General features: G+C 66.0%; 14 protein-coding genes. 8 read left to right on the plus strand and 6 right to left on the minus strand.

The window, feature by feature from the left end; genetic code table 11:
- The 5 genes from VIR09_RS22970 to VIR09_RS22990 all read left to right on the plus strand — a co-directional run.
- Window positions 1-787 (plus strand): 4-hydroxythreonine-4-phosphate dehydrogenase PdxA (locus VIR09_RS22970; protein WP_332014944.1); only part of this gene is annotated, 787 nt, incomplete at its 5' end.
- Window positions 788-833: 46 nt separating this feature from the next.
- Window positions 834-2,006: an L-rhamnonate dehydratase gene (locus VIR09_RS22975; protein ID WP_207469265.1), complete on the plus strand. Its 1,173-nt coding sequence runs from the start codon at window positions 834-836 to the stop codon at window positions 2,004-2,006.
- A 2-nt stretch (window positions 2,007-2,008) separates the two neighbouring features.
- Entirely contained in the window at window positions 2,009-2,938 is a 930-nt protein-coding gene (locus VIR09_RS22980) for a dihydrodipicolinate synthase family protein (protein WP_332014945.1), read from the plus strand.
- A gap of 104 nt (window positions 2,939-3,042) precedes the next feature.
- A complete protein-coding gene (locus VIR09_RS22985; protein WP_332014946.1) occupies window positions 3,043-3,960 on the plus strand; it encodes an ABC transporter ATP-binding protein in 918 nt (305 codons plus the stop codon).
- 2 nt (window positions 3,961-3,962) lie between these two features.
- Window positions 3,963-4,724 (plus strand): ABC transporter permease, encoded by a 762-nt coding sequence (locus tag VIR09_RS22990; protein WP_332014947.1) that lies wholly within the window; start codon window positions 3,963-3,965, stop codon window positions 4,722-4,724.
- Between the two features lie 25 nt (window positions 4,725-4,749).
- Here the strand turns inward: VIR09_RS22990 and VIR09_RS22995 are convergent, their stop codons facing one another.
- The 4 genes from VIR09_RS22995 to VIR09_RS23010 form a co-directional block, all read right to left on the minus strand.
- Complete coding sequence (locus tag VIR09_RS22995) at window positions 4,750-5,448, minus strand: glutathione S-transferase family protein (protein ID WP_332014948.1); 699 nt, start codon at window positions 5,446-5,448, stop codon at window positions 4,750-4,752.
- Window positions 5,449-5,561: 113 nt separating this feature from the next.
- Window positions 5,562-6,419: an arylamine N-acetyltransferase gene (locus VIR09_RS23000; protein ID WP_332014949.1), complete on the minus strand. Its 858-nt coding sequence runs from the start codon at window positions 6,417-6,419 to the stop codon at window positions 5,562-5,564.
- Window positions 6,420-6,953: a GNAT family N-acetyltransferase gene (locus VIR09_RS23005; RefSeq protein ID WP_332014950.1), complete on the minus strand. Its 534-nt coding sequence runs from the start codon at window positions 6,951-6,953 to the stop codon at window positions 6,420-6,422.
- 91 nt (window positions 6,954-7,044) lie between these two features.
- Window positions 7,045-7,539: a DUF2938 domain-containing protein gene (locus VIR09_RS23010; RefSeq protein WP_332014951.1), complete on the minus strand. Its 495-nt coding sequence runs from the start codon at window positions 7,537-7,539 to the stop codon at window positions 7,045-7,047.
- A 79-nt stretch (window positions 7,540-7,618) separates the two neighbouring features.
- On the opposite strand from VIR09_RS23010, the gene VIR09_RS23015 reads away from it, so the two are divergent.
- Window positions 7,619-8,077: a helix-turn-helix domain-containing protein gene (locus tag VIR09_RS23015; protein ID WP_332014952.1), complete on the plus strand. Its 459-nt coding sequence runs from the start codon at window positions 7,619-7,621 to the stop codon at window positions 8,075-8,077.
- A 13-nt stretch (window positions 8,078-8,090) separates the two neighbouring features.
- Here the strand turns inward: VIR09_RS23015 and VIR09_RS23020 are convergent, their stop codons facing one another.
- Both VIR09_RS23020 and VIR09_RS23025 read right to left on the minus strand, forming a co-directional pair.
- The gene (locus VIR09_RS23020; RefSeq protein ID WP_332014953.1) at window positions 8,091-8,504 is read right to left on the minus strand and encodes a DUF4168 domain-containing protein; all 414 of its coding nucleotides are present in this window, start codon (window positions 8,502-8,504) and stop codon (window positions 8,091-8,093) included.
- A gap of 212 nt (window positions 8,505-8,716) precedes the next feature.
- Complete coding sequence (locus VIR09_RS23025) at window positions 8,717-9,529, minus strand: sulfite exporter TauE/SafE family protein (RefSeq protein ID WP_332014954.1); 813 nt, start codon at window positions 9,527-9,529, stop codon at window positions 8,717-8,719.
- A gap of 125 nt (window positions 9,530-9,654) precedes the next feature.
- Between VIR09_RS23025 and VIR09_RS23030 the strand changes: the two genes are divergently transcribed.
- Both VIR09_RS23030 and VIR09_RS23035 read left to right on the plus strand, forming a co-directional pair.
- A complete protein-coding gene (locus VIR09_RS23030) occupies window positions 9,655-10,422 on the plus strand; it encodes a helix-turn-helix transcriptional regulator (protein ID WP_332014955.1) in 768 nt (255 codons plus the stop codon).
- A gap of 63 nt (window positions 10,423-10,485) precedes the next feature.
- Window positions 10,486-10,769, plus strand: a 284-nt coding sequence (locus tag VIR09_RS23035) for an FAD-dependent monooxygenase (RefSeq protein WP_332014956.1), incomplete at its 3' end; no start/stop codon positions are given.

The following is a 10,769-nucleotide window of genomic DNA, read 5'->3' on the forward strand; positions in this document are numbered from 1 at the left end:
AATGGACACCATCCAACCCGGCCAGGTGCACCTCGGCCAGGCCGAGGCGGCGGGCGGCGCATCGGTGCTGCGGGTGCTCAACGCCTGCATGGACGCGGCGCGCGACGGCCACGTCGACGCCATCTGTTTCGCGCCCTTGAACAAGTACGCCATGAAGCTGGGCGGCCTTGGCCACGACGACGAACTGCACCACTTCGCGCAGTACCTGGGCGTGACCGGCTACTTCTGCGAATTCAACACCCTGGGAGACCTGTGGACCTCGCGCGTGTCCTCGCACATCCCGTTGAAGGACGCAGCGGCGGCGCTCAGCATCGACGGCATCAAGGCCGCGACCCGGCTGATCTACCGTTCGCTGCAGGCCAACGGCATGGCCGAGCCGCGCGTGGCGGTGGCCGCCTTCAATCCGCATGGCGGCGACGGCGGCACCTGCGGCCGCGAAGAGGTGGACATCATCGCGCCGGCCGTGCGGCAGTTGAACGAGGAGGGCCTGCCGGTGCAGGGGCCGTTCCCCGCCGACACCATCTTCCTGAAGGCGCAGGCCGGCGAGTTCCAGGCCATCGTCACCATGTACCACGACCAGGGCCAGATCGCGATCAAGCTGCTGGGCTTCTCGCGCGGCGTGACGGTGCAGGGCGGCTTGCCCATTCCCATCACCACGCCGGCCCATGGCACCGCCTACGACATCGCCGGCCAGGGCCGCGCCAACCTGGACGCGACCTGGCAGGCCTTTCTCATCGCCTGCCGCATGGGCCTGTCGCATCGCGCCTCGCGCGCGCTGGCGGGCTGATCCGACGCAGTCATTCCCTACCTAGAATCCCAAGCAGGAAATCCTCATGAAGATCAAATCCGTCCGCGCCCGCGTCTACGAATGGACCGGCAAGACCGTGCCGCCGCAGGGCAACTTCTGCTCCAACGCCATGGACCTGCTGTATTCCAAGCAGGAAACCATGAGCACCTTCCGCTTCCACGGCTGGACCGTGGTCGAGGTGGAGACGGACGACGGCATCGTCGGGTTGGGTAATGTGGCGCTGGCGCCGCGCGTGGCCAAGGCCATCATCGACCAGTACCTGGCCCCGCTGGTGATCGGGCAGGATCCCTGGGACTACGAGTACCTGTGGCAGCGCATGTACCGCTCCACCCACGCCTGGGGCCGCAAGGGCGTGACCATGGCCGCGATCTCGGCCATCGACCTGGCGATCTGGGACATCCTGGGCAAGTCGGTGAACAAGCCCGTCTTCAAGCTGCTGGGCGGCCGCACCAAGGAGAAGATCCCGGTCTATTACTCCAAGCTCTACCGCACCGACCTGAAGGCCATGCAGGAGGAAGCTCAGACCTATCTGGACCAGGGCTTCACCGCCTTCAAGATGCGTTTCGGCTACGGCCCCGCGCATCTGCAAAAGGGCGTCTCGGAGAACCTGAAGTCGGTGGAGGCGGTACGCGAGGTGATCGGCTACGACACCGATCTGATGCTGGAGTGCTACATGGGCTGGAACCTGGAGTACGCCAAGCGCATCCTGCCCAAGCTGGAGAAATTCGAGCCGCGCTGGCTGGAGGAACCCGTCATCGCTGACGACATCGACGGCTATGCGGAGCTGAACCAGCTGACCTCGATCCCCATCTCCGGCGGCGAGCACGAATTTTCGCTGTACGGTTTCAAGCAGCTGCTGGACCGCAAGGCGGTGTCGGTGGTGCAGTACGACACCAACCGCGTTGGCGGCATCACGGCGGCGCACAAGATCAACGCGCTGTGCGAGGCCTACAGCGTGCCGGTCGTGCCGCATGCGGGGCAGATGCACAACTACCACCTGACGATGAGCACGCTGGCCTCGCCCATGAGCGAATACTTCCCCATGTTCGACGTGGAAGTCGGCAACGAGCTGTTCTATTACATCTTCGACGGCGAGCCTGTGGCCAAGGAAGGCTTCATCGACCTGGACGACGACAAGCCCGGACTGGGCCTGACGCTGAAGACCGAATACCTTAAGCACTTCAACATCATCGAATAACCATGGCTGCCTACCAGAATCCGCGCTATCGCGGCATCTTCCCGGTCGTTCCCACCACCTTTTCCGAGTCCGGCGAGCTGGACCTGCCCAGCCAGAAGCGGGCGGTGGATTTCATGATCGACTCCGGCGTCGACGGCCTCTGCATCCTGGCCAATTTTTCCGAGCAGTTCGTGCTGTCGGACGACGAGCGCGAAATCCTGACGCGGACCATCCTGGAGCACGTCGCCGGCCGCGTGCCGGTCATCGTGACCACCACGCACTTCAGTACCCAGGTCTGCGCCGCGCGCAGCCGCCGCGCGCAAGAGCAGGGCGCCGCCATGCTGATGATCATGCCGCCGTACCACGGCGCCACGATCCGCGTGTCCGAGGAACAGGTGACGGGATTCTTCCAGCGCGTGTCCGATGCGGTGGACATCCCCATCATGATCCAGGACGCGCCGGTCGCCGGCACGCCGCTGTCGGCCGCGGCGCTGGCGCGGATGGCGCGCGAGATCGAACACGTTGCCTACTTCAAGATCGAGACGGCTGGCGCGGCCTCCAAGCTGCGCGACCTGATCGCGCTGGGCGGCGCGGCCGTGGAAGGTCCCTGGGACGGCGAGGAAGCCATTACCCTGCTGCCCGACCTGGATGCGGGCGCGACCGGCTCCATGACCGGCGGCGGCTTCGCCGACGGTCTGCGCCCAATCATCGAGGCCCACCGCGCTGGCAACCGGGACGAGGCCTACCGCCTGTACGAGCGCTGGCTGCCCCTGATCAATTACGAGAACCGCCAGGGCGGCATCCTCAGCGCCAAGGCCTTGATGAAGGCGGGCGGCGTGATCGCCTGCGAGGCGCCGCGGCACCCGCTGCCGGCCATGCGCGAGGAGGTCCGCCAGGGCCTGCTGGAGACCGCCCGCCGCCTGGACCCGCTGGTGCTGCGCTGGGGGCGTTGAGCAAGGACTGCGCAGTCCGCCAAACACACTGTTCCGTCACGCTGAACAAGCTTGTCAGGCGTGACGGTTAAAATCCCTGGCTATCCATCTCGTCGGGGGCTCGTGTGCAGCCGGTCATTTCAGTCCAGGATCTATCCAAACGGTACGCATCGGGGTTCCAGGCGCTCAAGAGCGTAAATCTGGACATCCAGCGCGGCGAGATCTTCGCCCTGCTGGGGCCCAACGGCGCGGGCAAGACGACGCTGATCAGCATCATCTGCGGCATCGTCAACCCCACCGCCGGCCGCGTGCTGGCCGACGGCCACGACATCGTCTCCGAGTTTCGCGCTGCCCGCGCCAAGATCGGCCTGGTGCCGCAAGAGATCTCCACCGACGCGTTCGAAAGCGTCTGGAATACCGTCAACTTCAGCCGCGGCCTGTTCGGCAAACCCGCCGACCACGCCTACGTCGAGAAAGTGCTGCGCGACCTGTCCCTGTGGGACAAGAAGGACAGCCGCATCATGGCGCTGTCGGGCGGCATGAAGCGCCGCGTCATGATCGCCAAGGCGCTGTCGCACGAACCGGCCATCCTGTTCCTGGACGAACCCACCGCCGGCGTGGACGTCGAACTGCGGCGCGGCATGTGGGAAATGGTGCGGCAACTGCGTGAAAACGGCGTCACCATCATCCTGACCACGCACTACATCGAGGAAGCCCAGGAAATGGCCGACCGCATCGGCGTGATCCGCAAGGGCGAGATCATCCTGGTCGAGGAAAAGCACGCGCTGATGGCCAAGCTGGGCAAGCGCCAGCTGGCGTTGACCCTGAAGGCGCCGCTGCCCGGCATTCCCACGGCGCTGGACGCCTTCCAGCTGGACCTGTCCGACAACGGCCACAAGCTGGTCTACACCTACGACAACCAGGGCGGCGGGGAGATTTCCCGGCTGCTGCATGAACTCGCCCGGCTGGAGATCGAATTCACCGACCTGAATTCGTCGGAAAGCTCGCTCGAGGATATCTTTGTCAGCCTGGTGCACAGTTAATCATGAACTTCTACGCCATCCGCGCTATCTACCTGTTTGAAATGGCCCGCGCCTGGCGCACGCTGATGCAAAGCGTGCTGTCGCCCGTGATCTCCACCTCGCTGTACTTCGTGGTGTTCGGCTCCGCCATCGGCTCGCACATGGTCGAGATCGACGGCGTGAGCTATGGGGCCTTCATCGTGCCGGGCATGATCATGCTGTCGCTGCTGACGCAAAGCATCGCCAACGCGTCCTTCGGCATCTACATGCCGCGCTTCTCGGGCACCATCTACGAAATCCACTCGGCGCCCATCTCCTACGTGGAGATCGTCATGGGCTACGTCGGGGCCGCTGCCAGCAAGTCCATCATCCTGGGGCTGATCATGCTGGCCACGGCGCGCCTGTTCGTGTCGTTCGAGGTCGCGCATCCGTTCTGGATGCTGGGCTTCCTGGTGCTGACGGCGGTGACCTTCAGCCTGTTCGGCTTCATCATCGGCATCTGGGCCGACGGCTTCGAGAAGTTGCAGATCATCCCGCTGATGATCGTCACGCCGCTGACCTTCCTGGGCGGCACCTTCTATTCCATCAAGATGTTGCCGCCGTTCTGGCAGACCGCCACCTTGTTCAATCCGGTGGTGTATCTGGTCAGCGGGTTCCGCTGGGCCTTCTATGGCGTTTCGGACGTCAGCGTCGGCGTCAGCGTGGGCATGACGCTGGTGTTCCTGCTGGCCTGCCTGGTCGGCGTGCGCTGGATCTTCAAGACCGGCTACCGGCTGAAGACCTGACGCCCGCCAACGCGGGGCAGGCGCTTCAGGATTGCGCCGTCGGCGCGCGGCGCGCCATGCCGTCATAGGCGTCGAGCAGCCGCTCGCGCCAGGCATGGACCGGATCGTCCTCGGCCAGCAGTTCCAACGGACTGGTGCAGCGCGCCCACATGAACATGCCGAACACGGCATAGTCCGCATAGGCCGGCTGCTCGCCCGCCAGATAGGGCTGCTTGCCCAGCATCTGCCGCAGGGGCAGCAGCGCGGAACGCAATGCGGCAACCTGATCCTCGTAGCCCGCGGGCAGGTCTTCCAGCTTGCCGAAGCGTTTTTCCCGCGTGGCGCGGAAATAGTCCCGGTCTTTTTCGTGGATCAGGCCGTGGATGCTGGGCAGCAGCAGCCGCGCCAGCGTCGGCACCAGCGTGGTGTCGGCCCATGAATTCGCGAACAGGCTCAGCGCGCGGCCGCTGGCGCCGCCGAACAGCGAGGGCCGCTCGGGGAAGGTGTCTTCCAGGTAGCAGGCGATCTGCCAGGAATCGCTGACCACCTGCGTGCCGTTTACCAGCACCGGCACCAGCTTCTGGCCGGAAAAGTCGATCGCTTCCTTTTCCGTGAAGCGCCAGGGCACGGTCGTGGCGCTCAGGCCCTTGTGGGCCAGGGCCATGTGGGTCTTCCAGCAATGCGGGCTGAAGCGCAGCGAGGCGTCGGCGCCCGCCAGGTCATAGAGGGTGAGTTCCGGGGTCAAGATACTGCGCTCCTTCTACGTGTCGGTGAGGGAATCCGGAACAGGATAACCGGTTGCGCAGGCAGCAAGGCTGACGGGCGCCCGACAACGCGCGCGCTGGCCGTTCGGCGGGATCAGCCTGGAGCGAGTTCGGCGACGCCGGCTTCATTGCCGTGCGCCGCGACACGCCGGAACAGGCTGACGGCTTCATCAAGGCCAAGATCGAGGTCGAAGCGTTGCCGCAGGCAATCCGCCCAGGCCGAGGCGTCGGCATGTTGATGCTTCTGCAGGCTGCCGTCGTTGTCGCGGCGGGTGTAGGTATCGTTCACCATCAGTTCGCGGGCGCCGGGCTGGGTGCGGCTGACGAGCAGGCTGTTCAGGAACACCGACTGGGGATGGCTCGACGTGTACCAGTTGCCGATTTCGAAATCGACGTCGGCCGCGGGTTCCAGCGTATAGCGATACACCGCCTGCCAGCCGGCGGACGTCTGGAATTCCAGGCTTAGCTCATCTGCCGCCTGGGTGATGCGGAACAGGCCGTGGGGAGTGGTTTGAGGGACGCCGGGCAGGAACTCGAGCGGAGCCGTTTGCGTGGTGGATCCGAAGGCCACGTCGGCGAACCAGCTGCGGCCCTCCAGTTCCACGCGCAACAGCATATGGGTCAGCCCCGTATGGATTTCCGCGGGCACCTGCCAACGCACCCGCGCGATCAGCGGGGTGACGTGAAAGCCCATCTGCCGCAGTACGGCAAGCAGCAACGTGTTGTGCTCGAAGCAGTATCCGCCGCGCCGCCGCGCAATCATCTTTTCAGCAAGGGCGTCCAGCTCCAGTTGGACGCGCTGGCCGGTATACGGCGCCAGGTTTTCAAACGGGATGGCTTGCGGATGCAGCAGATGGAGCTGCCGCAGCGCGCCGAGCGTGGGCTCGACCGGGCCGTGATAGCCGATGCGGTCGAAGTAGCGTGCGAGGAAAGTGTCTGGAATTGCAGTCATTCAAGGTCTACCAAGTTCGCGGCCCAGCAATTGGCCCGGCCAACCGTTCACGTCGAAGGTCGAGATCCGCGCATAGCCGCAGGATTCATAAAAGCGCACCAGGGCTTCGCTGCCGCCGCCGTAGCAGTCCACGCGCAGGCGGTCGACCCCCGCGGCCCGCGCCTGGTCGTCGGCAAAGGCCAGCAGGCGCCTGCCGATGCCGCGCGCCCGCGCATCCCGGGAGGCGACCAGCAGTCTCACGTAGACTTCCGGCCCGGTTGCCGCGGGCACGTAAGGCATGGCGTCGCCCAGTACCAGCGCGCCGCGGATGCCGCCTCCCGGCTCCTCGGCGACCCAGGCCCCGGGCAGCGCGCAGGACTCGGTCACGCGCGCGATGCGCAGGGGCAAAGCCGACCAAGGCTCGCTTCCCCATTGGCCCTCGTTGCCCATGCTGACGAACCAGGCAATCACCTCGTCGAAGATCTGCAATACGGCGGGAGCATCCTCCACGCTCGCGCGGCGGATCGTCAGTTCGTCAGTGGGTTTTGCGGTCAAGGTCAAAATTCCTCCGGGTCTGGGTCGTTCAGGGGATTCCTGATCGGCTCCATCTTAGAGGCACGGCCTGGTGGAGCATGCCTGGGAGGCGTCAGTCCCACACCAGCTTGAGCACGGCGGCGGACAGGTAAAGGCCATATCCGAATACCGCATGCGTCACCAGGCTGCGCAGGCGGTTCTTCCAGGGCGTAGGCGTGCGGGATGCGGCGATGCCCGCGCCCATGGCGGGCTGCATCAGGAAGAAGGGCATGACGACGGTGGCCAGGCCCACGGCCACGGCAGGCAGCCAGGTGGGATCGCGCAGCCACGCCGCGCCCTGGACGCTGATCAGCAGAGCGGCGAAAGCGAGACCCACGGCGTAGTGGATCGTCCACCCCAGCGGCGATTCGCCCGGTATGGGCGCAGCCCGGCCGATATTGGCGTGCGCGTATGTTCCCCGGCACAAGTGGCCGGCCCAGCGGCCAACCATCGCGTAGCCCAGTGTGGGCATGCCCAGGGCCTTCTGGATCATGGCCCACAGGTCCATCACGACGGTTGCACCGATTCCGATCAGTACCACTTTTGCCGCTATTTCCATCGATATCATGTCCGGTCCCTCCATTGCTGAATTCATCGTATGCGGGCATGATAGAAGTTGAAGTCAACTTCAAGTCAAGGAGGGCGCCATGGATATTTCGGAAGTGGCCCGGCGCACAGGCCTGCCGGCCTCCACGCTGCGCTTCTATGAAAACAAGGGTTTGATCGCGGCAGTCAGCGCCGCGGGCGAGCGTCGACGCTTCGCGCCCGGCGTGCTGGATCAACTGGCGTTGATTGCGCTGGGACAGGAAGGCGGACTGTCGCTGGACGAGATCCAGACCATGCTGACTCCCGACGGAGCGCCGCAGGTGGACCGGCAGTTATTGCTGGACAAGGCCGACAGCATAGACGCGGCCATCAAGCGCTTGCGGGCAATGAGCCAGGGCTTGCGCCATGCCGCGGTATGTCCAGCCCCCAACCATGCGCAATGCCCGACTTTCCAGCGTCTGCTCAAGGCGGCCGCGGGCCGGTTGAAGCAGGGCAGGACGGCGACGGCAAAACAAAAAAACGCCATCCGTCCAGAGAAGGACGGATGGCGCCAGGGCTAGCTCTCGGAGAGCCTTACTTCGCGGCGGGGGCGCCCTTGCTCATGCTCATCACACGCTGCTTGAGCTGGGGATCCTGCTGTATGGCCTGGCCGATGCCGTTGAATTCCTCGACGCTCAGGCCGTCGGCTTGCACCAGCTTCACCATCTTGGCGTCGGCTTCCTCGACGACCTTCTGCTTGGCCTGATCCGTCTTGGCGGCGTCGACCTTGGGGCGGTACTCGTCGACGACGCCGGAAATCTTCTGCGATGCCGAAGCGAAACGCTGCAATTGCTGGTCGGTCGGCTGGATCGCGGGCGGGGGGGCCATGCGCGGCTGGGCCTGGGTCTGGCCTTGCGGCTGGCTGGCTTGCTGCGCAAGGGCGGGAGCACCGGACAGCGCCGTCGCCAGCACGGCGGCGGACAGGAATGCATAAGTGGAACGCTGCATGAAACCTCCTTGTTCCGGTTGAATGTCGGGCCATGATGACAACCCGGGCGGCGTCGGGGCAAGTTTCGCGATGTGTTTTCCTGTGTCGGCAGGCCACGGGATGCGCATGAGCCCCTGGGAGGGAGCCCCCCAAGGGCGCGGCGGAAACGTTTTGCGCGGTTTCGTAGTGGCTGCTGGCCGCGATGTTTCCTTAGGTTTTTGCGGGACGGGTCCTAGATGAGCAGCATGCTCACCATCACCAGCGCCAGCAGCAACACATAGACCCGGGCGTGCAGGCGGTCCGGGATGCGCGGGATCAGTGGCGCGGCCAGGCGGATGCCCACCAACGAGCCCAGCGCCAGCGCGGCGAAGGCCAGCAGGTCCACATAGCCCACGATCCAGGGCGCCAGGGGGGCGGCCAGACCGCCGGCCGCCGCCATGTAGGCCAGCGTTCCCACCACCGCCACGGGCAGCGTCAGTGGATTGGCCATCGCCGCCGCCTTGGCCATGGGCAGGCCGCGGCGGCGCAACAGCGGCACGGTCATGACGCTGCCGCCCACCCCCAGGAAGGCAGCGACCACGCCGATGACCAGGCCGCCTCCCACCAGGACGCCGTGGCCCAGCGGCCGGGGGCGCTCGTCCCCCTGCGCCATGAAGCCCTGGCGCAGGAGGCAGTCCACGATGGTCACGCCCAGGTAGGCGATGAAGGCATAGCGCACCAGTTCGCCGCTGGCGCGGGTGGCGGCCAGGGCGCCCAGCGCCGCGCCCACGGCGATGAAGCCAGCCAGGGGCCAGACATAGGCGCGCAGGATATTGCCGGCGCGCTGGTGCTTGCGCGTGGCCGCGATCGAATTCACGATCATGACGCAGGTGGACGTGGCCACCGCGATGTGCATGGCCGCCAGGCCGATGGCGTCGTGCGCGCCATGCGCGGCGGTCAACACCGCGTACAGCACGGGCACCACGACAAAGCCGCCGCCGAAGCCGAACAGCACGGTGGTCACGCCGCTCAAGCAGCCAAACAGAGCCAGAATCAGGTAAAGCATGCTGCGTCCTTCCAGGGAAAGCAGTCACGATACGGCGGTGGGTCGTGGCCCGCTTTCGAGGATTGGACAATAATGTTCGAGTTTCGGCCAATCGCCGCGCCGCCGCGCTGGCGGCTTCCCAGGCTATGCGCAATACCCATATCGACCGCCACGACCATCTGGACCGCGCCGTCGTCGCCATCGGCAACGACTACCCGCCCGGCCGCCTGTTGCCGGCCCATGCGCACCGCCGCGCCCAATTGCTTTACGGCGCCACCGGCGTCATGCATGTCGTCACCCGCGATGGCAACTGGGTGGTGCCGCCGCAGCGCGCGGTGTGGATCCCGGCGGGCGTGACGCATCAGGTCCGCATGCTGGACGTCAGCACGCGCAGCGCTTACATCGAGCCCGGGGCGGCGCGCGCGGACCGCGGCGCCTGCGAGGTGATCGAGGTCTCGCCGCTGTTGCGGCAGCTGCTGCTGGACGCGGTGGACATGCCAGCCGAGTATGACCAGGCAGGACGCGACGGCGCGCTGGCGGCCTTGCTGCTGCATGAGATTGAGCGTGCGCCGGTGTTGCCCCTGCACATACCGCTGCCGCGCGACAAGCGCCTGGCGCCCTTGTGCAAGGCCTTCATCGCCGCGCCGGATGCGCGCGCCGCGCCGCAAGCCTGGGCCGAACGATTGCACATGAGTCCGCGCACGTTCAGCCGCCATTTCCGCCAGCAGACCGGCATGGCGTTTTCGGAATGGCGCCAGCGCGCCTGCGTGGTGCTGGCATTGCCGCGGCTGGCCGCAGGCGATCAGGTGACCGCCATCGCGCTGGATTTCGGCTACCAGAGTCCGGCGGCGTTCTCGACGATGTTCCGGCGGGTGCTGGGCCGCGCGCCCACGGAGTACCTGCGCGAAGGCTGAGGGCTATTGGTACTATGCCGGCACCCATGGCTGCCGCTTCCGGCAGCCGGCCTACGCCATTCCATGACTATTACGCAATCGCCGCTATCCATCGGCATCGCCGGCGCGGGCAGCGCCGGATTGGCCGCCGCACTGGCGCTGGCGCAAGCCGGCCATCAAGTGCGCGTCTTCGAAAAACACCAGGGTTTCACCACGCTGGGCGCCGGATTGCTGCTGCAGCCGCCCGGGGTGCGCGCGCTCAAGTCGCTGGGCGTGGACGTGGCGGCGCTGAACGTAGGCGCGCCGATCGACCGTCTGCTGGGCCTGTCGCATCGCGGCTGGCGGGTCGTGGACATCGACTACGTCGG

The organism is Achromobacter sp. (assembly GCF_036567245.1).
Classification (GTDB): domain Bacteria; phylum Pseudomonadota; class Gammaproteobacteria; order Burkholderiales; family Burkholderiaceae_B; genus Achromobacter.